20 protein-coding genes and 3 pseudogenes are annotated in these 24,304 nt (G+C 70.4%); 19 read left to right on the forward strand and 4 right to left on the reverse strand.

The features are described 5' to 3' along the window. The 10 genes and pseudogenes from AB0P03_RS36885 to AB0P03_RS36930 all read left to right on the forward strand — a co-directional run. Nucleotides 1-739: pseudogene (locus AB0P03_RS36885) on the forward strand (hypothetical protein); the annotation flags it as partial. Between the two features lie 1,867 nt (nt 740-2,606). Then, a complete protein-coding gene (locus AB0P03_RS36890) occupies nt 2,607-4,397 on the forward strand; it encodes a hypothetical protein (RefSeq protein ID WP_363633040.1) in 1,791 nt (596 codons plus the stop codon). Between the two features lie 330 nt (nt 4,398-4,727). After that, nucleotides 4,728-5,825, forward strand: coding sequence for a bifunctional DNA primase/polymerase (locus tag AB0P03_RS36895; RefSeq protein ID WP_363633042.1), 1,098 nt, complete (start codon nt 4,728-4,730; stop codon nt 5,823-5,825). Next, the gene (locus AB0P03_RS36900; protein WP_363633044.1) at nt 5,822-7,306 is read left to right on the forward strand and encodes a phage/plasmid primase, P4 family; all 1,485 of its coding nucleotides are present in this window, start codon (nt 5,822-5,824) and stop codon (nt 7,304-7,306) included. Before AB0P03_RS36895 ends, AB0P03_RS36900 begins: the two co-directional genes overlap by 4 nt. Nucleotides 7,307-7,503: 197 nt before the next feature. After that, the gene (locus AB0P03_RS36905; RefSeq protein WP_363633045.1) at nt 7,504-7,998 is read left to right on the forward strand and encodes a DUF6009 family protein; all 495 of its coding nucleotides are present in this window, start codon (nt 7,504-7,506) and stop codon (nt 7,996-7,998) included. 177 nt (nt 7,999-8,175) lie between these two features. Next, the gene (locus tag AB0P03_RS36910) at nt 8,176-8,931 is read left to right on the forward strand and encodes a GIY-YIG nuclease family protein (RefSeq protein WP_363633047.1); all 756 of its coding nucleotides are present in this window, start codon (nt 8,176-8,178) and stop codon (nt 8,929-8,931) included. Between the two features lie 386 nt (nt 8,932-9,317). Beyond that, nucleotides 9,318-9,521, forward strand: a complete 204-nt coding sequence (locus tag AB0P03_RS36915; protein WP_363633049.1) for a hypothetical protein — start codon at nt 9,318-9,320, stop codon at nt 9,519-9,521. After that, nucleotides 9,521-10,204: a restriction endonuclease gene (locus AB0P03_RS36920; RefSeq protein WP_363633050.1), complete on the forward strand. Its 684-nt coding sequence runs from the start codon at nt 9,521-9,523 to the stop codon at nt 10,202-10,204. The genes AB0P03_RS36915 and AB0P03_RS36920 overlap by 1 nt, the downstream gene beginning before the upstream one ends. Nucleotides 10,205-10,240: 36 nt before the next feature. Then, a complete protein-coding gene (locus AB0P03_RS36925) occupies nt 10,241-10,948 on the forward strand; it encodes a restriction endonuclease (RefSeq protein ID WP_363633052.1) in 708 nt (235 codons plus the stop codon). A gap of 112 nt (nt 10,949-11,060) precedes the next feature. Next, nucleotides 11,061-12,209: a hypothetical protein gene (locus AB0P03_RS36930; RefSeq protein WP_363633053.1), complete on the forward strand. Its 1,149-nt coding sequence runs from the start codon at nt 11,061-11,063 to the stop codon at nt 12,207-12,209. 95 nt (nt 12,210-12,304) lie between these two features. Here the strand turns inward: AB0P03_RS36930 and AB0P03_RS36935 are convergent, their stop codons facing one another. Then, nucleotides 12,305-12,481 (reverse strand): hypothetical protein, encoded by a 177-nt coding sequence (locus AB0P03_RS36935; protein WP_363633055.1) that lies wholly within the window; start codon nt 12,479-12,481, stop codon nt 12,305-12,307. Between the two features lie 188 nt (nt 12,482-12,669). Between AB0P03_RS36935 and AB0P03_RS36940 the strand changes: the two genes are divergently transcribed. Both AB0P03_RS36940 and AB0P03_RS36945 read left to right on the forward strand, forming a co-directional pair. Beyond that, nucleotides 12,670-14,472, forward strand: a complete 1,803-nt coding sequence (locus AB0P03_RS36940; protein ID WP_363633057.1) for a hypothetical protein — start codon at nt 12,670-12,672, stop codon at nt 14,470-14,472. Nucleotides 14,473-14,504: 32 nt separating this feature from the next. Further along, nucleotides 14,505-14,690 carry a hypothetical protein gene (locus AB0P03_RS36945; RefSeq protein WP_363633059.1) on the forward strand — a complete coding sequence of 62 codons (186 nt, stop codon included), beginning with the start codon at nt 14,505-14,507 and terminating at the stop codon, nt 14,688-14,690. Nucleotides 14,691-14,752: 62 nt separating this feature from the next. Here the strand turns inward: AB0P03_RS36945 and AB0P03_RS36950 are convergent, their stop codons facing one another. Further along, nucleotides 14,753-15,091 carry a hypothetical protein gene (locus AB0P03_RS36950; RefSeq protein WP_363633060.1) on the reverse strand — a complete coding sequence of 113 codons (339 nt, stop codon included), beginning with the start codon at nt 15,089-15,091 and terminating at the stop codon, nt 14,753-14,755. Between the two features lie 196 nt (nt 15,092-15,287). Here AB0P03_RS36950 and AB0P03_RS36955 point away from each other — a divergent pair, with 196 nt between their 5' ends. Then, complete coding sequence (locus tag AB0P03_RS36955) at nt 15,288-16,196, forward strand: ATP-dependent DNA ligase (RefSeq protein WP_363633062.1); 909 nt, start codon at nt 15,288-15,290, stop codon at nt 16,194-16,196. A gap of 188 nt (nt 16,197-16,384) precedes the next feature. Next, entirely contained in the window at nt 16,385-17,248 is an 864-nt protein-coding gene (locus AB0P03_RS36960; protein ID WP_363633064.1) for a nuclease-related domain-containing protein, read from the forward strand. Nucleotides 17,249-17,520: 272 nt separating this feature from the next. Here the strand turns inward: AB0P03_RS36960 and AB0P03_RS36965 are convergent. Then, nucleotides 17,521-18,281 (reverse strand): annotated as a pseudogene (locus AB0P03_RS36965) (IS5 family transposase); the annotation flags it as partial. A gap of 71 nt (nt 18,282-18,352) precedes the next feature. Here AB0P03_RS36965 and AB0P03_RS36970 point away from each other — a divergent pair. The 3 genes from AB0P03_RS36970 to AB0P03_RS36980 all read left to right on the forward strand — a co-directional run bounded on the left by AB0P03_RS36970 (nt 18,353) and on the right by AB0P03_RS36980 (nt 21,314). Continuing rightward, complete coding sequence (locus tag AB0P03_RS36970) at nt 18,353-19,573, forward strand: hypothetical protein (protein WP_363633065.1); 1,221 nt, start codon at nt 18,353-18,355, stop codon at nt 19,571-19,573. A gap of 190 nt (nt 19,574-19,763) precedes the next feature. Next, nucleotides 19,764-19,925, forward strand: a complete 162-nt coding sequence (locus tag AB0P03_RS36975; RefSeq protein ID WP_363633066.1) for a hypothetical protein — start codon at nt 19,764-19,766, stop codon at nt 19,923-19,925. Between the two features lie 486 nt (nt 19,926-20,411). Continuing rightward, complete coding sequence (locus tag AB0P03_RS36980; RefSeq protein WP_363633068.1) at nt 20,412-21,314, forward strand: hypothetical protein; 903 nt, start codon at nt 20,412-20,414, stop codon at nt 21,312-21,314. Nucleotides 21,315-21,344: 30 nt separating this feature from the next. Here the strand turns inward: AB0P03_RS36980 and AB0P03_RS36985 are convergent, their stop codons facing one another. Beyond that, entirely contained in the window at nt 21,345-23,480 is a 2,136-nt protein-coding gene (locus tag AB0P03_RS36985; RefSeq protein ID WP_363633069.1) for a HEAT repeat domain-containing protein, read from the reverse strand. Between the two features lie 117 nt (nt 23,481-23,597). On the opposite strand from AB0P03_RS36985, the pseudogene AB0P03_RS36990 reads away from it, so the two are divergent. Further along, nucleotides 23,598-23,702 (forward strand): annotated as a pseudogene (locus tag AB0P03_RS36990) (ATP-binding protein); the annotation flags it as partial. Nucleotides 23,703-23,790: 88 nt separating this feature from the next. Continuing rightward, a complete protein-coding gene (locus tag AB0P03_RS36995; RefSeq protein ID WP_363633070.1) occupies nt 23,791-24,186 on the forward strand; it encodes a hypothetical protein in 396 nt (131 codons plus the stop codon). Nucleotides 24,187-24,304 lie beyond the last annotated feature (118 nt).

Here is a 24,304-nt window from a genome sequence, read left to right on the forward strand (position 1 = left end):
CCCGGCCGCGCCGGTCGCCACCGCTCCCGCGCCGGCCCCGGTACAGGAGAACGACCCCGCTCCCGCGCCGGCCCCGGCCGCGCCGGTCGCCACCGCTCCCGCGCCGGCCCCGGTACAGGAGAACGACCCCGCTCCCGCGCCGGCCCCGGCCGCGCCGGTCGCCACCGCTTTGCCTGCGGTGACCGCTTCACCGACCGGTCCGGCTACACCGACGTTCAAGATCACGAGCGCTCCCCTTGAGGCCCCGGCACCGAACGCCCTTCCCCCGGCACTGGCGAAGAAGGTGCATGGATTGCCCAACGGGTACCTCCTCCTGGCAAGCAGCTACCGAATCGCCAAGTCCGCGGTGCCGGGCAAGACGAGCCGCACCAAGCGGAACATGCGGCTCAACACTGAGGTCGCGGACGCTCTCACCCGACAGATGCTGACCGACAAGCGACTGCTGGGCATCAGGGACCTCAAGGCCAGCCACTACGTCGACGCTGCCCTGACGTACGGTCGTACAGCCGATGTGGCCACCTTGATCGCGCAGGCGGATGCCTTCCGTGAACGCTGGCTGGGCGAGGATGACCCGTTCGAGGATCCGAATCACTACACCATCACCGTTGCCAACAACGACTGGCTCGATGACATGCTCGATGAACTAACCCTCGCGAAGGCGAATGGCCTTCACGGCTACATGATCAACGTGATCATCGAGGCATACTTGAGCGAGCTCGGCGCCCCAAGCGCTACTTAACCGGCTTCTACGCGTTGAGGCGGTCTCCGATTGGAGGCCGCCTCAACGCGTTTCTGCACCCTAAACCTTGAGTCTCAGGGCAACCCAGTTCTCAACGGCTCAGGCCCAGGACATCCGACGGTGCCACACCATAGGCAGTCCGCCGAAGGGAATCTGCTCGACCCTCGTGCAGTTTCCGGATCACAGCCCTGTGGCTGGCTGACCGTCCCGACGCTTTGCATCCAGTCACCACACGCAGGGGCCACGACCGACACTTGCACCGTCAGTGCGAAAGATAGCCACCTGACCTGCACTTCTTCTGCAAGCGGGTGGCGAGCAGTAGATTTCTCCCGGCGTGTCGATGCCAATGTGGTTGACGAGGAAGCGACGCGCCAAGTTAGGTGGTCACATCTCATCTGCGCGAGGGTCGTATGATCCTCTCCAGAAGATGCATGACGGTCTTGCACACACGGCATCGCTCGGCTTTGCCACGCCCGCAAGACGGTAGACCGAGGAAGCAAGAACGGAGGATCAGTTGGCACGCCGCTCACCGGTGCGCTCGGACGGGACTGTCTCCCAGCGCACGGTCTCGGAGTGGTCGGGAGTGAGCCCAGGCACGCTGAAGAACATGGCGCGCATCGGACTACTACCCGAAGCCGGCCAGCTCCGGCCTCACGATGTGGTCCTCGCCCGGATCGCGCACGCACTTGGCTCGACTCGATCCACGAACCGCGACTCGCAGCAGGACGAACGCACAGTCGCTGCGATCCGGCGTGACTACGAAGCTCTTGCCATAGTGGCCGAACGACTACTTAGGGTAACGGCTGAGCCACTACCGGTGCGGTCTCGACTCATCGTTCACCCCACGGGAGCCAGGCTCATCACGCATGACTACCAGCTGCTTGAGTTCTGCGAGGACGATGCCCTCTCGCATGAGCCCTTCCACGTCCTGCCAGTCGGCGCTTGGAACGACGATCTGCAGCGACGTCTCGCAGGACCAGAGAATGAGGGTGAGATGCGCATAGCGGCGTAAAAGGAAACGGCACCCACCAACTGCCGCAAACAGGGTGGGCGCCGTCTCGTGCAGGCTCGTAGCCTTACTCGCCGAAACCGAGGTTACCAGAGCCCCCAGCCGAGTTGTCTCCACGAGGTGGAGCCTCGGCTATCTGTGTCTCGCTCAGCCGCTGACCGCTTAGTAGCCATAGGCGCGCACGGAAGTGGTCACAGTCCGTAACTGTCGCAGGTCCCGTACAGCTGGTTGCACAACGTCGGCGCCCAGAGTCCGTCTCACCCGACGTGCTCACACGCCGCGTTTCTCGGTCTGAGCTGCTGCCGCCACGCCAGGCTGCTTCGCAGCAACACGGCTGTTTCTTGCTCCATGCGACAGCCCTAACCGCTTACAGCACCGCCCTGCTGCCCGATTTGCCTTTCTTGTTCGGGCCTGGCGGCGCTATTCACTCTCGGCACTTCCAGCCCTGGAGTAGACCATCAGTACTAGTCCATGGGGCGGATCAGTGTTGCCTGAAACAGATGCCCGCTCTGCCGATCTCCCCTCAGGTAGCCCCTCTTCCCCGTCCTACCCCACTCCTTCGCTGCCTCCAACTCAGCGGCGAGCAAGCGGATTTCGAGCACACGCCCTTCAGTACAAGCACATGACCCGCAGCCGTTTGCGCTGCGCCGGCCACACGCTGCCTCAGTTCTTTGAGCGGCTGTGCCGAGCGCGTTGGGCTCCACCTGGCGTCAAGGTCACCAAGCCCGGCCGGCTAGCTGAGCTCCTCCAAAATCTGCTGCCGAAGATGCGCCCGCGACTGGCGGCGCACTGCCGCAGTTCACAGTCGATGCCATTCACCTCGTCACCGTCGCTCCTGGGGGTGAGGTGATGATGGCTATGCCCGCTGACCTGCGCCTTTCCGAGGAGAAGGCGAGCCTCCTGCGTGATCTGCGTCGGGTTCCTTCATCGTGTCGCGGGACTGACGAGGGCATGCCTGAGGGGCTGCGCAAGACGGTCGTCGACGTGCCGTACTCGCTGATCGCAGGCGAGTTCCGGGACCTGACGGTGGTGTACGTCGCCAAGGTGATCCAACTGGCGCGTAACCAGCAGGGGGAGTGCGTTGCGGAGTTGACCACGATGGCTCGGTGGCTGGGGTTGAAGAACCGGATCGGCGTCGATGCGCGGACTGGGGAGCTGGTGGAGAAGGCCCCGAGTGCCTTGTACGCGGCACAGAAGGAGGCGCGGGAGGCCGAGTTGGTTTCGGTCCGGCGGAGGACGTTGCGGGGCGGTCGTGGCACGAGTGCTGCGCGGGTCTTCTCGGGGTTCGAGCGGGGTGACTTCCGGGTGCCGGTGCCGGTGGCGCTGCTGGGCGCGGTGTCGGCTCGTCATGTGCGGGCGTACATGTTGGTGGCGTACGCGCACTACCGTCGCATTCCCTTCTCGCTGGCTGATCTGGCGTCGGGGATCCGGCATGAGTCGGGCCGGCGGAAGGGCGAGTCGATCAGCGGGTTCGCCGCGAGCCGGCTGGTTGATGACCTCGAGCGCTGGGGTTGGCTCGAGGTGCAGCGTCGGGCTGGCCATCAGGGCCGCCACCTGGTGGTGCCACGGCGAACGCCTCTGGTTGAGGTTGCTGAGCCTGTGGACAACATGGTGCCCGCTTCCGGGGCGGGAGTTGAGGCCGAGGCATCAGCGGACCTCGGGTGCGAGCCGCTGGCGGACCTCCCTCGCGTATCGGAAGACCAGGACCCTGACCTACAAATGCCGCGTGATGTGCAACTTGATGCCCAGTCACTCGTAGAGGAGGTAGGTAGCGACGCGGTTGTGGATAACTCTCCACTGGCAGGTGCGGGGGTTCTCGCGCTCCGCGCGGACGGGGCATCCAAGTCGTCGTCGCGGAAGGTTCAGGAGCGGTACTCCGGCCCGGAGCTGACGGTCTCGCCGCAGATCGCGTTCGTCCTCGAGCCAGTTCGTTCGCTGCTGGCCACTGGGCGCGTGAGCGTCTACGTGCAGCGCCAGGTCGCCCGGGAGATCGGCTCCCAGTTCAAGCTCGCGATCAGTCCTGAGCGGATCCGGCAGCGGCTGCAGTCCCGGTACGCCGGAGTGGGGTTCAATCCCCGCAACCCCAACGGCTGGCTGCTGTCTGCGGTCCAGCGGTGGGGATGCGAGAAGGCCGAGTGCGAGCACGGCGAAATCTGGGAGACCGGTGAGCGGTGCGAACGGTGCTTCTTCCTGCGCGAGGAGAGCCGCCGAGCGAAGCTGAAGGAGTGGCGGGACGCGCATCCTGAGGAGGCCGAGGCCGGTGACCTCCACTGGGCCGAGAGGCGCAAGGAGGTGGCCCGCGAGAAGGCAGACCGGGCGCGGCAGGCCGATTCGGTGGAGAACCGGTTGGCGATCCGTGAGGCAATCCCGGGGGATGCCGAGTGCATCGGCAAGGACGGCTTCTGCGGCAAGCCGGTGCGGCGGCTGGGGGACACGCTGTGCCCTGCTTGTGCCGGCCTCACGAAGTGCTCCGTCATCGGTTGCTGGACCTGGCACCGCGGCCCGGTGTGTCCGGATCCTCGTGGTCTGCCGTGGAAGCACCTCCCGCAGCAGGACCAGCACGTTTCCCAGGAGTGGTTCGGGTATGCAGCGCCGCTGTTCTTCGGTGGAGCGAGCGATTCAGAGCTGTTGATCAGTGGCGGCCGGTGATGACGGGAATTGCCGGTGTGGACTCCCGACGGACTGGGCGGCAGGGCCGTGTGGCCTGCTACGTGCCTGGATCGAGCGGCGGCGTGGGCTCCGTGGCCCTCGTCCGGTGGGCCCGCGCAGGGGTGGCTAGCGGAGGGCCGGCTCTGGACGGCCGCGGGCCCGACTCCCGTTCGACCGTCTGCAGCGAGACAGTCCAAGGTGGGGAGGCGGCCAGCTGATGGCGTATCCGACGGGTTGGGTTGCCGGGTGCGGCGTGGCCGATCGGCGATGCCCGGCACCGGAGAGCGGTGCGGTTCGGCCGGTGCCCGGTCTCGGCCTTGCTGGGCCGGGATGGGTGGTTGGCGAGTGAGCGACGAGAACGGGTTGTCGGTGGCGCTGGGGTTCGCGGCCTGCGGGATGCCGGTGTTTCCGCTGGCACCGGGGCGTAAGACCCCGCTGCGCAGCTGTGGGCGGTGCAGCCGGCGAAGTCCGGGCTACTTGCCGCACGATCCGCAGGAGTGCGGGTGTCTGCGTCGAGGTGGGTGGTGTCACGGGTTCCACGCCGCGACGCTTGATCCGTTGTTGGTACAGCGGTGGTGGGCGGTGCCGGGCCGGGGGGTCGGGGTGGCGACCGGGCCGGCGGGCCTAGTGGTCGTGGACGCGGATCGCCACGGTTGCCCCGTACCGTCGGTGGACCGGGTGCTGCCCGGCCGGGCACTGGCACCGGGCCAGGTCGACGGGGTGCGGGACGGGGTGGACGGGCTGCGTCTGCTGGCCGCGTTGTGCGGGCAGGGCGACCCCACGACTGGAGCCACGACTTTGACGGTGCGCAGCCCGTCCGGGGGTCTGCATCTGTGGTTCCGGGGTCCGGCTCGCACTCGGTGGCGTAGTTCGGTGGGGGGTGACCATGCGGGGCCGGCTCTCGGGTGGCAGGTGGACGTGCGGGCCCAGGGTGGCTACATCGTGGCGCCGGGGACGTGGACGGCGGCTGGGGTGTACGAGGTGGTGGGGCCGGTGCGCGAGATTTTGTTGCTGCCGGCCTGGTTGGCGGGCGAGTTGGCCCGGACCGGGCACCTCCTTCCGCACCGGGTGCAGGGGGCGGTGGATCGGCCGGTGCCGAACCGGGCGCGGGCCGCCGCAGCTCCGAGACCCATTGCGGGGGGAGCTGTGGGGTGGGTGGAGCGGACGCGGGCGACGGCCCTGGCCGCGGTCACCGACTGCGCCCGCGTCCCGGAAGGCGCTGGCTGGTCGGCCGCGTTGAACCGCGCCGCCTACACCCTCGGCGGGCTGGTCGGCGCCGGCCTCATACCCGAACACGCGGCGCACCAGGCGCTGCTGGACGCCGCTGTGTTCGCCCGGCCCGCGCGCACCGCGCAGGCGCTGGGCATCATCCGATCCGGTCTGGCCGCGGGAGCGCGCCGGCCCTTGAACCCGAAAGACGCACGATGACGACAACCGACACCGGGCGCGTCCCGGCGTTGCCGGCCAGCCGCACCGCCGGCCCCGATGCCCGCACGGCACAGCCGCCGGCCGCGGTGGAGCCCTTGGTGCCGTGCTCGCTGACCGACCGCGGCAACGCGACGCTGTTCCTGCGCGTGTACGGTGCGGACTTCCGGTACGTGCCGGGGATCGGCTGGTACCGGTGGGCCGGTCACCGGTGGGCGATCGACCTGGAGGCGCGGGCGGTGGCGGAGGCGGCGTTCGAGCTCGGCGAGAACCTCGCCACCCGCGATCCCCAGGAGCGTTTCACCGCCCAGCAGCTGCGCCGGCACATCAACCGGACCCTGAACGACCAGGGCAACCAGTCGCTGCTGCGGGTGGCGAAGAAGATGCCCGGCTTCCACCTGGCGGCCGACCAGTTGGACGCGGACCCGTACGCGCTGTGCACGCCCGGAGGGGTGGTGGATCTTCGCACCGGCGCGCTGCTGGCTCCGGACCCCGGGCAGTACCACACGCGGTGCGCGCATGTGGCGCCCCGGGCGATGGCGACGCCGATGTGGGACCGGTTTCTCGCCGACACCTTCGGCCCCGGCCGGCAGGGGGCGGACCTCGCCGAGTACATGCAGCGGGTCATGGGCTACAGCATCACCGGCCTGGTCTCCGCGCAGATCCTGCCGTTCCTGCACGGGCCGGGCGGCAACGGGAAGAGTGTGCTGGCCGGGGTGATGCAGCGCCTGCTCGGCGACTACGCCGACACCGCACCGCACGACTTCCTGATGGCCAAGCCCTACTCCGACCACCCCACCGAACTCGCCGACCTGCAGGGGCGGCGCCTGATCGTGTGCAGCGAGCTCAACCCCGGCGCCCGCTTCGACCAGGCCCGCATGACCCTGCTCACCGGCTCCGACCGGCTCAAGGCCCGCAAGGTCCGCCAGGACTTCTTCTCGTTCTGGCCCACCCACACCCTGTGGCTGCTCGGCAACCACAAGCCCGAAGTCCGCGCCGGTGGAGGCGGGTTCTGGCGCCGCCTGCGCCTGATCCCCTTCGAGCAGACCGTCAGCACGGTCATCGCCGACCTCGACCTCCTCCTCGTCGACGCCGAAGGACCCGGCATCCTGCACTGGATCATCCAGGGCACCCTGAAGTACCTCAACGGCGACGACCCGCACCTCAAGAACTCCGACTCCGTGACCGCCGCCACCCGCGACTACGCCCGCTCCGAGGACACCTTCGGCCGCTTCATCGACGACTGCTGCAAGCTCGGCGACCCCGCCGCGCTGCGCACCGAACAGCGCACCCTGCGCCTGGCCTACGAGGCGTGGTGCGCCGACGAAGGCGTCGACCCTATCGATGTGAGGCAGTTCGGCGCGAAGGTCCGCCTCGCCATCCACCACCCTGCCGGCACCAGCCTGCCCACCTCCAACGGCCGGAAGATCTTCAAGGGCATCGCCCTGACCACCCCGCCCGCCGCCCTCCAGGGACCGTCCTGACCCGCGAGCCCCACGCCCAAGCCGACAGTCCCTCCCCGAGAAAGGCCAGGTCACAGCCCATGAACCCCCACCCGCAGGGACCGACAGAGACCGACACCCGGAATGTATCCCCCGCACTGAACACGCCCGCCACGCCAGCGCCCGACAACTGCGGAGAACAGTCCCTCACCGTCCCTGACGCCCACCCAGCACCAGGTTTGACCTGCGAAAACAGCCGTCGCGGGGACACAGGGACCGATCAGGGACCGAACGAGACGACGACACCGCCCACCCGGCTGCTCCCGGCCCAGGTCGCTGCGGAGACCGACATCGTCTGGCTCGAACCCGTCGACGACCTGCCCTACGTCCGCGAGAGCCTCTACATCACCAAGCGCCGCCGCGGCCGGCCCCCATACCACGGCACAGGGCGCCTCGTCGGCTACGCCGACCTCGACCCGGCCGCCACCGCCACACGCGACTCCGGCCGCTTCGACCGCCGGATCTTCGTTCTCCAGCCCACCGACCGCGGACAGTGCCCCGACACCCCGTACACCACTTACGCCCCGCTCGAGGCGGTCGATCCGCACACCGTCGCTCCTGGCCGACCCGGCCGGCTGACGGAACGGGCATGGGGAAGCCCCCCCACCTACGCGGGCGGGCCCGGGACCGGGCGATCCAATGGATCGTCGACCCCGGTGCGCCGTCCCTCGTAGGCTCACGAGGTGACCCCTCGAAAGCTCTTCGGCGCAGGGATGCTGGGTGCCCGCCGGCTCTGGCGGCGGCTGCAACACTCCCTGGGAGGACCGGCCGTGCCCCAGGTGGATCTGGAACCCGGGGAGGGTGAGCCAGCGTCCGTGGCGGACCCGGCACGGACCCGGCGCATCAGCCTGGTGCCCGATGAGGAGTACCCCGAGATCCGGCGCCGAGTGGCCGCGAACCGCCTCCGGTGGAAGCAGGTCAGCGCCAAGCGCACCGCGCTGTACCGGCTGTTCGACGCCTCGGGGAACCTGCTGTACGTGGGCATCACCACGAATCCGAAGTCGCGCTTCAAGGGGCACCGCTACGGCAACGGCCGGGACAAGCCGAAGGAGTGGTGGCCCGAGGTCGCGGACACGGTGATCGAGTGGTTCGACAGCCGGGCGGAGGCCGAGGCGGCGGAGGCGTTCGCGATCGTCACCGAGCACCCGCGCCACAACAAGGCCATGGCCGACGCGTGGTTCACCGCCGACTTCCTGCATCGCTGGGTGGAGGAGCGCCTGGCCGGCAGGCCCCGGCCGGCGCCGGGCGCCGGACCCGAGCTGTGGGAGGGGTGGGGTCCGCTCACCGCCGAGATCGGTGACCACCGCGTGCCGTGGGAGCGCTGGTGGAGTCCGCACCGGTCCTGCGGTCGGCTGCTGGAGAAACGGAAGGCCGACGCGATCCGCCTCGGCATCAGGTTCCACGACGGCTCCCATCCCCTCCTCCAGCCCCGCGACCTGACCGTGCTGACGTGCTACCACCGCATCGAGTGCGAGCCGTGCCGCCAGCCGTTCCCCTGTGACGTGGTCCGCTCGGTGGCGGCCCGCTACACCGACCACCCGCAGTACTCGCTGCTGTGGGAGCACCAGCAGCAGCCCGAGGACGACGGAGCCAACTCGCCGGGCTGAAGCCGCAGACCGAGCGCGACGCTGCCGGCAACCCGCCCTGCGCCACCGGCGTACGCCGCCGCTTCTCGCCATCTTCATGACCAGGACTCCCGCAGGCGCCGGACGGCATGTCCTCGCAGGCCACGGCCCCCGCGCCGACGCGCGCGGGGGCCTCCGCTAGTGGCACCCCGGTGTACTCGCGCTGCGAGATCGGTCGATTACGCATGGTCAGGGCCGATGCTGGGGGCGGGCGCCGCCGGTCACTCTCGGGTGGCCCGGCTTGTCTGGAACACGCTCCTACCCGCGACAATCTGCTGATGATCCGTCAGTCCTTGTCGTGAGCTGCTGGTACATCAATGGCCAGACGGGCCGTGCGGTGCGGTCCGCCGACGGGAGGGGACAGTCCCATGCCGGTACCCGAGGGATACCACGTCGTGCGCCGCCACATCCGCCGCAACCCGCGGCCGAGCGTGAAGAAGATGAGCGGTTGGACGATCGCCGGGATCTGCGCGCTGGTGTGGCTGTGGGGGCACTTCATCGGCTTCGGCGACAGTGCCACGGCCACGCCGAGCACGCCCGCGCCTGCCGCCTCCGCCCCCGCGGCGCACTGATGGTCCGCAGGCGGCGCCGGTGGCGTCGGCCCCGGGGGGCCACCGAGGTCGCCGCGGCTGGCGCCGTCGCCCTTGCGGCGGCCGTCGTGTTCTTCCAGGCGGCCGAGGCTGGTGCCCGGGCCGCCGCGAGGCACTGGCCCGTTCTCGCCGGCCTCTCGGGCGTGGCCATCGCCGGCGCGGCGGTGTGGTGGGTGCGGCGCCGTGCCGCGGGCCGGGCCCGCGCGGAGCGGCTGGCCGCCCTGCGGCTGAGCCTGGCCGGGATCGACGGCCTCGGCGACCAGGAGTTCGAGTTCGCGCTGCGGGATCTGCCGGTGCGGGACGGCTGGAGCGCGCGGAAGGCCGGCCAGCAGGGCGACCAGGCCGCCGACGTGATCGGCCAGCACACCGCGCTGGGCCGGATCGTGCTGCAGGCCAAGCACACCAAGGTCGGCGCGAAGGTCGGCTCCCAGGTGATGTACCAGGTCAAGGGAACCGCCGGCCCCGCGCACGGCGCCGACATCGCGGTCGTGGTCACCAACGGGTCCTTCACCCGCGACGCCAAGGCATGGGGCGACAAGCACGCCGTGCACTGGGTCGACCGGGACCGGCTGCGCCTGTGGGCGGAGAACGGCGTCGCTCTGCACGACCTGCTGCGGCTGCCGGCCCGCGCGTCCAGGCGAGGACTCGGCCGTCCGGCGGCGTGATCCTTCCACCACACCGATTCGACAAGGAGGGCGGCCGTGCGCGACAACGGCACGTTCGATCCGCTGCTGAAGTTCCTCGCCGGGGCGGTCCTGGCCGTGGCCGCCGCGAAGGTGCTCTGGCAGTGGCTTTCCACCACGGCCTGGCACTGGGTCAGCGTGGACGTCTGGGGCTGGATTACCGGCCACCCCTGGTGGTCGGCCCTCATCGCCGCCCCGTTCGCGCTGGCCGCCGTCCTCCTGATCAGACTGCTCCTCTTCGCCCCGCGCGGGTACGGCCACTACGCGGACGAGGACTTCGACGAGGAGGAATGGGAGGAGCCGGGCGCCCCGACCTACCGGATGCGGCACCTGGACGAGATGCACCCGACCGACTTCGAGAAGGCCTGTGCCGCCATGCTCGCCCGGGACGGCTTCGCCCAGGTCGAGCACTCCGGGCGTACCGGTGACCTCGGCGCGGACGTCATCGCCTGGGACCACCAGGGCCGCAAGGTGGTCGTCCAGGTCAAGCACTACGCCCGGCCGGTCGGCTCGCGCGACGTCCAGACGTTCAACGGCACCGCCCGGCCCGAACACGGCGCGGACGTACCCGTCATGGTTGGGCTCAACGGCTTCACAGCGGACGCCAGGGCGTTCGCCGCCCGCCACGACCTGGTCCTCGTCGGCCGCAAGGTCCTCAAACGGTGGGCCCACGGCACCCGCCTGTACGACGCGATCGACGAGGAGGAGGACCTCGCCGCAGCGTGACTCCGGCCGTTCCGCAGCCGCACTGAGGCAAGGCTCTCCGGAGGCGGAGCCCGGTGTGTCAGTCCGTCCCGCCACAATCCTCTGAGTAGTCACGGCGACACGAGAAGTGGTGATGGGTAAGGCGGCGCGACTGCGCAGGGAGCGCGCCGAGGGACTGCGCCGAGGACGGCCCGTCCACGTGGTCTTCACGGATGTCGACTACGAGCGCGGCTCCCGGGCGCACGGCAAGGGAGTGGCCCCCGTGGGGCCCGAGGGCTGGGTCATCGGCCGCGCCGGCCTGGTCCACGCCGAATGGGACGGAGAGCAGCTGAACTTCACCGGTGACGAGCTGATCGAGGGCACACGGCCGGCCAGCGCCTGGATCGAGGCGGTGCGGCCGGCCCGGCTCGTGGTCGGGCACGGGATCCTGACCAGCGACCTGCGCTCGGCGGTGATGGTCACCGACGTCCCGGACCGGCTGCTCGCCCGCACCGTGGACACCCTCGCCCTCGCCCACCGCCTTCGCGGCAAGCAGTACCCTGGCGGCTGCAACCTCTCCGCGTTGGCCACCGCCAACCTCGGCGAGACCTCCAAGACGCGCTACCCGCAGTGGATCCCCGGCTTGGGTGATCTGGGATCGCCCAACCGGCATGACGCCGACCCGCGCGAGGACGCCCTGCTGGTCGCCCGGCTGTGGCAGCACATGCTCACCGAGCGCACCCTGGCCTGGGGGTCGAGCGCCCGCGGCGCCCTCGGTGCGAACCGTGGCGGAGGCGGGCCGCTCGACGAACAGGCCCTTGCTGAACTCACCGGGCAGCAGCGCCAGGTGGAGGCCGACCAGTGGCGGGAGCGCTTCCGCTTCGGCCGGATCCTGCATCCCACCCACATCGACGCGCACTCGTTCTCGCTGTCCCGCTTCCCCGCGGCCGTCCTCCCCTCACCCGTCCAGGTACGCGACATCGCGGAGAGGCTGAGGGCCGGCGGGGAGATCCCCGCCGAGACCGTCTTGACCGACGAAGAGCTGTTTACCGCCTGCCAGTACCTCGGTCCCCTGCAGCACATCGATGCCCGCGAACGCATTGCCGACGGCCGCAAGCTCATCAAGCTCCTGCGAGAGAACCTGGCCTGGGCCTTGTGGTCGATCACCCACCGGGACTGGATCAACGAGCACTGGTACTGGATCCGCCGGGGCAAGCAGTCCGCCACCGCGTGGAACAAGGTCGCCGAGATGAACGACGAGAAGGCCAGGATCCGCGGCCGCCTCTGGCGACTCGTCGGATAAGCCCCGCGGCGCGCCGGCAGCACCCGCGGGTGACCCGCCCCAGCACCCCTGACGCAGGCTCGGTGGCCTGCGCCCGGCACGTGGGAGGTCGAGGTTCACCGGTCCCTGCGGCGCAGCAGGATCGCCAGCGTCTCCCGCGCGTCGCGGCGCCGCCGAGGGTTGCGGGAGAGGACCGCTACCGCCACCACCAGGAGCACGCACAGCGCCCCTGCGGCGGCGGTAAGGGAGGCGAGCTGCTCGCCGTCGTGGAGCAGCACGGGCAGGTTCAGCATGGGGACCTCCTGGGTTGGGGCTGCGCCGGTGCGCGCCGCCGGATCTGTGGTGTAGCGTCGCCGTTCCGGGGGGTTTCCTGCGATCTCCCTGGCCCGGCGGTCTCCTGCAAAAGGCCAGATCGGGGGCCTAGTTGGGGGTTTTCTGGAGGGTTTTTGAGGAGGGTCTCCGGCCTCCGGGGAGGGTGAGGGTGGACGGCTGGGACGCGGCCCGGCGTGAGCTGGGCCGGCAGTTGTCGGTTCTTCGGGAGGCGGCCGACCAGCCGGGCCTGGCGAGCCTGAGCGGCCGCCTCAAGGCGAGCGGCTTCGAGGTCGGAACCTCGGCGTTGGGGGAATGGTTCAAGGGCAGGCGCAGCCCGAGCGATACCCGGGCGGTGCTGAGACTCGCCGAGATCCTGGACGTCAGGGCCCAAGAACGGGGCCGCACCGCCGTGGTGGCGCTCGGTCGTCTCAAGGAGCTGGTGGAAGCCGCCCAGCGTGAGTCCGGCCGGCAGCGCGGCGGCCGCCCGCCGAACCCGGCCTTGCCCACCACCGCCGCGGGCACGGCGCACGGCACAAGCGGTGAGCATGTCGCGCGGGCCCGTACGGCGCTTGCGGCGTACGTCTCGCCCGCCCTTCTGAGCGGCCGCGGCGAGGAGCTGCGCGAGCTTGAGGCGTTCTGCACCGCCCCGCAGGGGACGGGGTCGTCGTACGCGTGGTGGCAGGCCGGGCCGTGGACGGGCAAGAGCGCCCTGATGGCCCATCTGGTCACCCGAACACGGCCGAGGGGCGTGGATTTCGTCGCGTACTTCATCAGCGAGGTCCTGCAGAACAACAACCGCGAAGCCTTCCACAAGGACCTGTGGAAGCAGTTGTGCGGCCTCGCCGGCCGTCCGGCCGGTCGGGCCGGCGGCGCGGAGGAGCTGTTCGCCCTCATGGAGCAGGCGGGGCAGGCATGCCGCGACCGAGGGAGGCGGCTGATCCTGGTCGTCGATGCCCTGGACGAGGACGCGGGGGCCCGCCCCGGCGGCGCCTCCATTGCGGCCCTGCTGCCGAAGAACCCGCCCGCCGGCATGCGGGTCTTGGTCACCGGACGCCCGAACCCGCCCCTGCCCGACGATGTCCCCACCGACCATCCCCTGCGCGAGGCGGCGGCCATCCGCCGCCTCGAACCCTGGGCGGGAGCACGAGGGATCGAGGAAGCGGCGACCAGGGACATCCAGCACCTGCTGCACAGCGAACTCGGCCGTACCGTCCTGGGGCTGCTCGCCGCCGCGCACGGCGCCCTGAACCGCGACGACCTCGCCGAGCTGGCCCAGGTTCCGCCGTTCGAGGTGGACCGCATCCTGCGCAGCACCACCGGGCGCAGCCTGATCCCCGCAGCAAGCCCCTACCGGCCGACCGCCACCTGTACGTCTCCCGGAACACCATCAACACGCACATCTACCGCATCTACCGCAAGCTCGACGCCGTCGACCGGGCCCACGCTGTCGCCCTCGGCATCGCCACCGAGCAACTCGACCCCAGCGAGATTGCCGTCGTCCACCCCATCGCCACCAGGAGCGTCGCATGATCCCCAGCACCCGCGAGCAGCAACTTGCCGCCGAGGACGAACTCGGCAAGCGCCCCCGACAAGTCGCCGAGCTGACCGACGAACTCACCGCCACCCGAGCCCGCGCGGACCGCTACCGCACCGCCTGGCAGTCAGCCCGTTGTCGGGCCAACAGCCACCGCGACGACTCCCAGATGTGGCATGGGGTCGCCATCAGAGCGTCCCATCGCGGCCACGTCGGCCAGGACGCCCGGTCGATGCTGCTGAACCTGCTCGCCCAGTGGGGGATGCGAACCGGCCACGGGGCTCGGACCATCGTGGACGAGGCACTGCGCAGACATGCTGCCGACTGCGCCAGGGTGCTGGAGTCGTCGCAAGCCGAGACGGTACGCGCCGCCCAGGCCGAGGCCCGCATCGCCGCCGCCGAAACCCCCCGGCCGCGCTCGCGCTCGCCACCTTCTGACCCGCCACCCACACCACACCGCGGAGGAACCCATGCGCGAGATCGTCAGCAACCAGTTCGACGAGCACAACGGCGGCATCGCCCGCGTCGAGGCGGACCAGGCCGAGCGCTGCTTCGTCACCTGCTCCGGCTGCGGCACCGACGAGTACGCGGCCGGGATGGCCCCCGCCCTGGGCAGGCTCGTCCAGGACCACCCCGGCGAGCGCGTCAACGACTGACCACACACCCACAAAGGGGCCAGGCTCCGCCCCCGGGAGAGAGGGAGACCGCTGCGCCTGGCCTACTGGCCGGGCGCTTTCACGTGTTCGACGGGCGGGTCGTCGCCGCGCTGGTTGGCGAGGGCGTCGGCGATGAGCCAGGCGAGGGGCTCGGCGTCGTTGATGGGGATGTGGCCGACGGGCTGCCCGTTGATGATCCATTTGAGGAACACACCGGCCCTGGGCTTCGCGGACTGGGAGAGGCCGGCGTAGACCCAGCCCTGCTCGCCGCAGGCCTCGGTCTCCAGGTTGAGCGGGACGAGCTTGGAACGGTGAGCGCCGCCACGGGCACCGAGGCTGGCCTGCTCATCGGGGACGTCGCAGTAGGCGGAGTCGCACCAGGTGGGGTGGAGCGCGGTCATAAAGACAGGCTAGTCGGACATCGGTTCGATTTGCAGCCTGTCTGCCCTCGCCGGGAGATCCGAGGCGGCGCACGAAGCGGGCCACGGCTGTCGGCCGACCGGCCGCATCCAGCTCCGCCGCGGCTCGGCCGGCTGCACCCTGGGAGGCATGGGCCACCGAGGATCCTCACAGGTAAGGCTGCCGCACATCGAGCCGATGCTCGCGACGGCCGGCCCGCTGCCGTCCGGATCCGGGTGGACGGGGGAAGTGAAGTGGGACGGTGCGCGGTGCGTCGCCTATATCCCTGAGGCCGCGCCGGTGCGGTTGCTCGGCCGGAACGGAGCGGACTTCTCAGCGCGGTTCCCGGAGGTGGCAGGTGCCCTGACCGAGGTCCGCGGGCCGTTGATCGTTGATGGCGAGCTGGTGGTCATGCGGGGTAATCTCCCGTCGTTTGCGGCCCTGCAGGGCCGGATCCACCGGACTCGCCCTGCCGCCGGGCAGGCTGGCGCGGCGACTGCGCCCGCGCTGTTCGTGGCGTTCGACCTGCTGCACCGCGGAGATCGGTCCCTCCTGGCAGAACCGTACGCGCGGCGGCGTGAGCTCCTGGAGGGCTTGGAACTAGAGCAGCCGGGCTTTCGGGTGCCACCCGCGTGGGACTCGGTCAGTGAGGCGTACGGATGGACGCGGGAACATTCGTTGGAGGATGTCGTCGCCAAGCGGACGGACTCTCCGTACCGGCCCGGCGCCCGTTCGCGGGACTGGGTAAAGATCAAGCACCTGCGAACGGCAGACGTCGTGATCGGCGGGTGGCTTCCCGGCGGCCCGGGCAGCGCCTCGGTGCGCGCCGTCCTTGCCGGTGTCCCAGTTGAGGTTGGCGGCCGACTGGTGTTCGTCGGCTCCGTGAGCAGCGGTATGGCGGGGCCGGAGGGACGGGCATTGGCGGCCGTGTTGCGGCGCTTTGAAGTCTCGGTGTCGCCGTTTACCAGTGGCGGTGCGGGGCTGGGGTTGCCGCGGGGTACCGAGGTGCGGTTCGTGCGCCCCGAGCTGCGCGCCGAGGTGGAGTTTCTTGAGCTGACCGATGCGGGGCGGCTGCGGCAACCAGTGTGGCGGGGTTTGCGCGGCTGACTTCCTCGCGCCGTCGCGGGCGGTCGCCTCCCGCCGCAGGCTGACACGGCAGGGCCTGTCAGTGGACTGCCAGATGCAGCCCGAGGAGGCCCGGGCTCGCGATGCTGCCGCGCCGGGGTGTCGGCCTCTGCCCGACGGCGCCGCAATTCAGTGACCATTTGTCACTTCCCGGTGACAGACTGCCCGCCATGACCACGAGCGCTTACCGCAGCACGTACGCCAACGTCGCCGGAGCCAGTGCCCGCCATGAAGCGGCCAAACTGCGCGAAGGGAAGACGAAGTGGGTTGCCCCACCGCGCGCGAAGCCGTCCGCCACGGAGTTGGTGCCGCGGCGGCCGACTGTGGCGAAGTCCTTCGTCTTGGCGTTGGCCATTGGGTCGCTCGGGTTTTTCATCCACTACGTTGTGGCCCTGGTTCTGGCTGCTGCGGTGTTCATCGCCGTGAAGACGTATGTGGTCGAGGAGGTACCCAGGTTGAAGCCCAAGTCAAAGGCCTCATCGGGATCTGTCGGGCGGGCCGTGAGGGTGCCGCCGACGCCGCAGGAACTCGCGGAGGCCGACAATTGGGATCACGGCGCGGCCGGCGAGGAGGAGACGGAACGGATCCTTTCCGTCCTGGAGCGAAGGGGGTGGACGATCCTCCATGACCGGCGCATTCCGGGCTCGACGGCGAACCTTGACCACATCGCGATCGGCCCTCGCGGCCAGGTCGTCGTGATCGACTCGAAGAACCGGCGGCCGATCCCCGGGGCGGTTCTGCGGCTCTCGCCGGACGGCGAAGGGCTGCGGTACGGCAACTACGACTGGTCGAAGATCGTGACCGCGGTCCGGGCCGAGGTGCGGAAGTCCCAGGGCGAAATGCTCGTCGAGCCGTCAGCCATGGTCGTCATTCACGGGGTCAAGTTCGGTTCGATGCCGGTCATGCGTTGCAACGGTGTGCTGGTGGTACGTCCGGACAAGCTGGTGGAGCGACTGGAGTTGGAGCCGAGGGTGACCGACAAGCCGTGGATAGCGAGTCACCTGGACCGGACGTTCCCGCCGTACATGGAGTAGGTCCGAGACATACATCTGGACCCTCGCATTTCGCAGGCGTACCGTTCCGCCACGAGGGGGGTCAACCCGGGCACGCGCCCCGCCCGGGCCCCGGCGACGGTCTCTCCAGACCGTCGGCACCCACTGCGCCCTGCCGCCTTCCAAGTGCGGCAGGGCGCAGCAGTTTCAGCTCTTCGCCTGAAGCTCTTCCAGCGCTTCCCACGGCCCCGCTCCGAGTTGGGCAAAACGGGGCGGCTTGCGTCTGCCTACGGTCTAGGCAGTGTCGTCAAAGGTCAGGCCCACATGAGGAGTGAGGCGAGGGTGGCGGCGGCTTGGTAGGACACGGCGGTCTTGTCGAACCTGGTGGCCAGGCCTCGCCACTGCTTCAGGCGGTTGAAGCAGCGTTCGACGACGTTGCGGTGCTTGTAGAGCTGGCGATTGAACGCCGGTGGGCGACCGCCGAGCCTGCCGCGCCGCAGTCGATTGGCGATCTGGTCGGCCCGCTCGGGGATGGTGTGGCTGATGCCGCGCTTCCGCAGCCAGGCGCGGATCGCCTTCGAGCTGTAGCCCTTGTCGCCGAGGACGTGTTCGGGACGGGTCCGGGGCCGTCCTGGTCCAACCCGGGGCACCCGAATCTCGTCCATGACGGCGGTGAACTGGGTGCAGTCGTTGGTGTTCCCGCCTGTGAGGACGAGGGCGAGCGGTCTGCCGAGTCCATCGACGGCCAGATGGAGTTTGCTGGTCAGCCCGCCTCGGGAGCGGCCGAGCGCCTGGTTTCGGGTCCCCCTTTTCGCGCCCCCGCAGCGTGCTGGTGGGCCCGCACGATGGTCGAGTCGACCGACACGAGCCAGTCGATGTCGCCAGCCGCGTCCGCCTTCGCCTGCGCGGCCCGCAGCATCCGATCGAATGTCCCGTCCTCGGCCCAACGTCGGAACCGGGTGTGCAAGGTGGCCCAGGAGCCGTACCGCGGCGGCACGTCCCGCCAGGCCACCCCGGTCCGGAACTTCCACACGATCCCGTTCAGCACCGTCCGGTCGTCCAGCCGCGGGCGGCCCGGCGGGCGGCGGGCTGCTCCAGATGAGACCCGGGCAGTAACCTCAGCCGGTGCGGCGCGTTGGGGCAGGCGTGCCACAGCCCGCATCCACCCCCAGCTCCAGCAACGCCCCCGCCGTTCCGGACGGCAAACCCCAGGCGCTGCCCTTCCTCCTGACGTCTCAGCAAGGCGAGGCGGCGCGCACGCTGCTGAGCTACGTGGCCTCCCTGCCGCTGCCGGATCCCGGCCAGCAGCTCCTGGCCGTCGTGGTGGCGATCCGGGCCGCACGCGGCGGCACCGGCAACCTCACCGGCACTGACCTGTCCGCCCTGCGGCTGGGTGATCCCCGCGAAGCGGTCGACGCCCTCCGCGGCCTGGGCTGGCTGATGGACGACACGATCTTCAACAGCGACCCGGTCGCGCCCGCGACGCCGGTCACCGTTCCGGATCTGGCCCGCGAGGCGGACCACCCCCTGCCGTTCGGAAAAGCCGTGCGCTCGCGCGTATCCGGGTGGACCACACGGGCCTTGTCGGCAAAGCCGGTCCGCAAACTCCCGCCGGCCGCCCGGCTGGCGGCCCTGTTCGCCGCCGCACACAGCACCTCCACGCTCGTCGGACAGATCCCGCACGACCTTCCTGAAGCCTGCCGGGCCGCTCTGCCGGACCTTCTGGCCAAGGGCTTCCTCGCCGAACTCGCCGACGGACACTACCGCCTGGACCCCCAGGTAGGCCACCTCGCGGGCATGCGCCCGCCCACCGCCCAGGAGAAGGCGGCAGACCCCGAAGCCGGCACCGGCACCGGCACGACCGCGATTCCGGGATTCGACTTCGACGCCGCCGCGTGGACACAGTGGAAGGACACGGCCACACCCGCCCTGCGTCGGCACGCGGAGAGCGTCGAGTACTGCGCCCTGTGCGCGCTGGGCCCGGAACGGGTCGCGATGGCCTTCACGCCGCCCCCGCCCCGACCGCCTCAGCGCCCTTCCTTGAGCGGCAGGAACCAGATCGCGTACAAGCAGTGGAAAGACGCACACCCGGACCGCGGGCGGCAGGCTGCGGAGTTCACCGTGGCCTTCCGCGCCGAGCACGGACACGGCCCGTCGTACAGGCAGCTGTGCGCAGGTCTGGGCTCGCGCCCGGACCTGCGCCAGGTGAACCTCTTCATCGTGCACCGTCTGGTGACGAACGGATGGCTCACCAGCACCGACCAGGTGCCATGGACCCTCCGCCCGGGCCCGACCGCCCAAGACCAGGGCATCACCCTTCCCCAACGCCGCAGCCCCGAGACGACCGTCCCCGCGGCCCGCCCCTGACCGTCCCCACCGCCGGCTGCGCGGAGAGCACAGGCTTCAGGCTCCGACCTGAACCGTCGGCGTACTTCGGCTGGAGGATCAGCCAGCCAGCGGACGCACTCGCTCCGAATTCCTCGGGATCAGGTAGTGACCTGCGAGGCCGGCTCGCCTAGAGTGGGCGCCCCGATCATGTGACTAATGGGAGGTGCCCATGTCCGCTCGTACGCGCAGGGACTCGGTGTGGGGTGTGGCGGTGCCGGACACCGTCGGGGGATTCGACTCAACCTGGGGCTTCGACGTCGACTCCTCGTGGGGCGGCATCGACACCGCGGATTCGGGCTGGAACTACGACCGCTCCAAGCCCAAGGCGTAGCACCCGGCCGGCCGCTGCTGGCGGCCGGCCCCATTTGGTGCCGTCAACGGCCTCGGTCCCGCACGACCTCGTCGAGGGCCGCCGCCAGCAGCCAGGCCGTCGTCGAACGCAGGGCCCGCGGCGACCGGGCGGCGCGCACCGCGGCGCGCCGGCCGGCACCCGGTCCGGCCCGACGGGCCGTGCGCCAGGCAGCCGCAGCGACGCGCTCAACCGGTTCGACCCTCTGCTGCGCGCGGCACATCCGTCGCGGGTGCGGACCGGTGCTCCGCCGCGCGGAGGTGACCCGAACTCGTCGGCCCGCACGACGACAGCAGGGATGTCCGCTCGACCCGTACGGGGCTGGTCGACTCCGCTGTTCGCTGCCGCGAGCCCGGGAGCGCCCCTTTCCGGGTGGCCGCCGGGTATTGGGTTGACGAGATCGTTCGTACTCGGGACCATGTGTCGCCGCGTGGGTGCGCGGGTGTGCACAGACCGGGGTGTGGGGTTATGAAGTCCGTGGTGTCCGAGCGGTTCGCGGGGAAGGCCGGCCTGGCTGTTGGCACCGTGCTCGTGCTGGCAGCCTGCACGGCAGGCGGGGGCGGCGCAGCGACGTCCGGCAAGCCGGCGCACCGCCAGGCCCTCACCGACGCGGTCGACTCCGTCAGCGCGGGGCTCGGCAAGGCCTCCGAGGCCAAGAACCTCACCGAGTTCGAGACCGCGCTTGTCCTGCTCGGCAGCGCCGCGGGCCTGGGCGGTGACAAGCTGGGCCAGGCCGACGAACCGGCCGACGAAGGGGCGGCGACGGCGAAGAACCAGATGGTGTTCGCCCTCGGCTCGCTGGCCGACGACATCGCGACGCTGCGCAGCCACATGGAACGCCGCAGGATCTGTGCGTTGAGCTCCGCCAAGGCCGAACTCGGCGCCTCCCGTGGGTTGGCGGACGCGTCGAAGGCCCTCGCCAAACTGGCGGCGGCAGGCTACTCGGCGAGCCTCTCCGTTCCGCAGCTGCCCAAGCAGCAGCTCCGCTCGCTGCAGAACGGCACCATGGTCCGCGGCGGGAAGACGTACGGGCAGGGCGCGTTCGAGGTCGACAACGGCGGCACGACGGACGCGGTGGTCTCGCTCGTGCTGAACGGCAAGGCCGTGCACTCGGTGTTCGCCGCCAAGGGGCAGAAGGCCGACATCGAGGGCGTGGAGGACGGGACGTACGAGGTGTACGTCTCCTACGGATCCGACTGGGACACCGAGGCCAAGGGCTTCACCCTGGACTGCGAGTACAGCAAGTTCGACGACACGTTGGCGTTCGAGACCGGCCGGGCCGCGACCTCCTGGACCATCGCCCTCCAGCAGTCGGCTGACGGCAACGCCAAGACCACCGACGTCGAACCGAACGCCTTCCCCCAGCCCTAGAGCGTGGTGCACCGCCGCCACCTCATCCGTTCAGGTCAAGTGCTTGATGACGGCCCGGCTGGCGCGCTGCAGTGCCTCGTCGTCTTCGACGCTCTTGAAGAAGCCTCCACTGCGGCGGGCCAGGGCAAGTTCCAGGCGGATCCGGGGAAGGGCGGGCGCGGCAGCGGGGCCCATCCGCTGCAGGCACTCCAGTACGTGGTTGCCCGTCGAGTCGTTCTTCTCCCACCCATCCAGCAGTACGGGCAGGACGGCCTCGGCCTCGGCCGGGCCGCCGATGTCGTAGATCGCGGCGGCGGCGTGCGTGCGGGTCAGCACATGGCCGGCTTGGAGCATTTGCCGCAGGCGGGGCAGTGCGTCGGCTGCCGGCGCTCCGATCCGGCCGAGGACGTCGGCGGCGTCGCTGTCCTTGCCGGTGTCGAGCAGGGCGGTCAGCAGCGGCACGGCCTCGGCGGGGTCGCTCTCGATGTGCCACAGGGCCTTGGCGGCCGCGAAGCGCAGGTTCGGGTCGTCGGTGTCGGTGAGCGTCCGGACCGTCTCCAGCGCGGTTGCGGCGGCGCTGCCGATGGAGCTGAGCGCGTGGAGGGCCACGGCGGCGGTGTGCCATTGCTTCTGCTTGGCGGCGGTGGTGAGGGCCGTGGTGAGCGCGGGTACGGCCGCCGGGTCGCCGAGCCGGCGAAGGGCAGCGACCAGCGCTCTGACGTCCGACCGGTACCAGTCCTGGGAGAAGTCCGCCTCGGCCAGACGCCGGGTCAGCCTCGGCAGGAGTTTCCCGGCGGCCTGGGGCAAGTGGCCGGCGGCCTGCACCGCGCGCCAGGCATCGGTGCCGGTGTCGAGCGCCGTCAGCAGGCCGGGCAGGGCCCGCTCGTCACCGAGGCGGGCCAGTGCCGTGACCGCCTCCTGGTGGGCCCGGCGCAGCAGCGGGTGCGGTGTGTCCCAGACGTTCTGGCCGTGGGTGGTGCGGTGTGTTTCGGCGAGGGTGGCGAGGGCTTCGCGTGCGGGTTCGGCGAGGGCGGCGGGGAGTTTGCCGAGGGTTTCGGCGGCTTCGGCGGCGGTGTACGGGTCGTTGGGGAGCAGGCAGTCGGCGAGCAGGAGGACGAGGCCGGTGTGGTCGCCGCGCCAGGAGCTGATCAGGTCCCAGGTCATGGCGATGGCGTCGTAGTGGGTGGCTGCATCGGGGCTGCGGAGTTGGGCGGTGAGCAGTGCGGTGCGTTCGGGCAGGCGCGCGTCCAGGATCCGGTGGAGGGTGGTCAGCAGTTCGGTGGTGGGGGCGTGGACGCGGCCATGGCGGTCGAGGTCGGCGAAGGCGGCGGCGATCTGCGGGGGGACGGTGTGCTCCGGTGCCGGCGTGGTGGGGTTGTCCGCGCAGGCGCAGGGACCGCAGTGCGCCGGCCGGGCCTTGTCCTCGGGCTCGGGTTCCGGTGCCGGTTCGGGGGTGAGCTGCTGGAGCAGGCCGGTCGCTGTCGGGACGAGGCCGGCGCCGATTGACTCCGGTGTGCTGGCTGCTTGGTGGACGAGGGCGGCGAGTCGGATGTCGGGGTCCAGCGCTGGGTCGCCCGCCAGGGCGGTGAGCCAGGTCGTCACCGGGCCGAACGCGGCCGGTAGCCGCTGGGCCAGTGTCGCGGACGCCTTGATGAGCAGCAGCCGCTCCGCGGTGCCGCTCTCGGCCGCCAGCCGGTCGCGCAGCAGGGCGAACGCGCGGTCGGCGTCGTCGAGGAACAGTCCCAGGGCCGGGACGGCGGCCCGCCGCACCTGCGGGTCCGGGTCCGCCGCGTGGCGGACGAAGTCCTCGGCGCGCTCTCGCAGCTGAGGCACGACGTCCGCGTGGGGTGTCGACGCGTGGCCGGACGGGCTGTAGTAGACGCCGTCGGGGTCGCAGTCCAGCGCCGCGCTGCCGATGCTGAGCACGAGGCGGATGACGGCCGCGCGGTCGGGCGTCTGCGGATCGTCGGCGAGCGCGAACAGGAACGGCAGGCTCGCCGCCGTGCACGAGTAGACGTCGCCCTGGTGGTGGGCCGAGCCGTAGAAGCTGCTGAAGGCGCCCTCCCGGACGTCGGGGTCGGGCGAGGCCATCTGCTCCAGCCACAACGGGACGTCGTCGGCCGGACCGTAGGCGTGGCCCATGGACGACCAGTCGACGCGGTCGAGGCCCTCAAGATTGTTGATCATGGGTGGCACGGTGGCACGGGGCACTGACACAGCCACCAGTGCACCGATGGTGCGATCTGCTGCTCGGTCAGGTGGAACCTGTCCGAGGACGGCGGCACCGCTTGATTGCCGTGCAGTGGCCTACTACCGGTCGGCGAGGATGCCGCCGAGGCGTTCTACCGGATCATCGACGCGGCCTACGAACGCCGCTCGATCGCGGTGACCAGCAACATCCACCCCTCAAAAGCGCACCTGTTCCGGCGAACCTGTGCCGGGCGCTGACTGAACAGCACAGGTTCCACTGGCGGGGTGGATGCTGCATGATCGGACGGTGCTGGTCGAGGTAGAGAAGATCGCGAGTTTCCCGGGGAGCCCCGTGCTGGCTCAGGTCAAGACGGCCTTCGGTCGCACTGCGGTGCGCTGGTGCGGGGATCCGACCGCTGGGCCGGGCGAGTACCACGTGGAGTGGACGGTCGATGAGGACATCATCTGGGGGCGGAACGCCAAGTCGGCTGTCGGTGCAGGGCCCGATATCCGCCCCGGTGGAGACTGCGTCGTCCTGCGAGGACGGCTGAACCTCACGGGAGACGGTGTCGGCGTGTTGGACGTGGATGGCACGGCGATCCTGCTGGATCTGGCCGGTCCAATGCCCGACGGCGCCATTGGCACCTGGGTCGAGCTCCATATCGAGCGCGAGAGGATCGCTCTCTACCCCTACGAACTCTGAGCAGGGACCAGGACTGGGATGCCTACTGAAGTTGAATTCGTGATGTCGGTCTGAGATCTGGTCAGCCATCCATGATCAGGCCGGTGGTGGCGAGGCATCCGTCGATGAGGTGAGGGCG

Source organism: Kitasatospora sp. NPDC088779, assembly GCF_040685395.1.
GTDB lineage: Bacteria > Actinomycetota > Actinomycetes > Streptomycetales > Streptomycetaceae > Kitasatospora.

What these genes read in the sequence shown, in the direction of transcription:
- AB0P03_RS36975 (WP_363633066.1), top strand. Translation starts at nt 19,764, where the DNA reads ATGTCCGCTCGTACGCGCAGGGACTCGGTGTGGGGTGTGGCGGTGCCG.
- AB0P03_RS36950 (WP_363633060.1), bottom strand. Translation starts at nt 15,091, where the DNA reads ATGACCGCGCTCCACCCCACCTGGTGCGACTCCGCCTACTGCGACGTC.
- AB0P03_RS36915 (WP_363633049.1), top strand. Translation starts at nt 9,318, where the DNA reads ATGCCGGTACCCGAGGGATACCACGTCGTGCGCCGCCACATCCGCCGC.
- AB0P03_RS36945 (WP_363633059.1), top strand. Translation starts at nt 14,505, where the DNA reads ATGCGCGAGATCGTCAGCAACCAGTTCGACGAGCACAACGGCGGCATC.
- AB0P03_RS36980 (WP_363633068.1), top strand. Translation starts at nt 20,412, where the DNA reads ATGAAGTCCGTGGTGTCCGAGCGGTTCGCGGGGAAGGCCGGCCTGGCT.
- AB0P03_RS36895 (WP_363633042.1), top strand. Translation starts at nt 4,728, where the DNA reads ATGGGTGGTTGGCGAGTGAGCGACGAGAACGGGTTGTCGGTGGCGCTG.
- AB0P03_RS36930 (WP_363633053.1), top strand. Translation starts at nt 11,061, where the DNA reads ATGGGTAAGGCGGCGCGACTGCGCAGGGAGCGCGCCGAGGGACTGCGC.
- AB0P03_RS36900 (WP_363633044.1), top strand. Translation starts at nt 5,822, where the DNA reads ATGACGACAACCGACACCGGGCGCGTCCCGGCGTTGCCGGCCAGCCGC.
- AB0P03_RS36890 (WP_363633040.1), top strand. Translation starts at nt 2,607, where the DNA reads ATGCCCGCTGACCTGCGCCTTTCCGAGGAGAAGGCGAGCCTCCTGCGT.
- AB0P03_RS36935 (WP_363633055.1), bottom strand. Translation starts at nt 12,481, where the DNA reads ATGCTGAACCTGCCCGTGCTGCTCCACGACGGCGAGCAGCTCGCCTCC.
- AB0P03_RS36985 (WP_363633069.1), bottom strand. Translation starts at nt 23,480, where the DNA reads ATGATCAACAATCTTGAGGGCCTCGACCGCGTCGACTGGTCGTCCATG.
- AB0P03_RS36960 (WP_363633064.1), top strand. Translation starts at nt 16,385, where the DNA reads ATGACCACGAGCGCTTACCGCAGCACGTACGCCAACGTCGCCGGAGCC.
- AB0P03_RS36920 (WP_363633050.1), top strand. Translation starts at nt 9,521, where the DNA reads ATGGTCCGCAGGCGGCGCCGGTGGCGTCGGCCCCGGGGGGCCACCGAG.
- AB0P03_RS36955 (WP_363633062.1), top strand. Translation starts at nt 15,288, where the DNA reads ATGCTCGCGACGGCCGGCCCGCTGCCGTCCGGATCCGGGTGGACGGGG.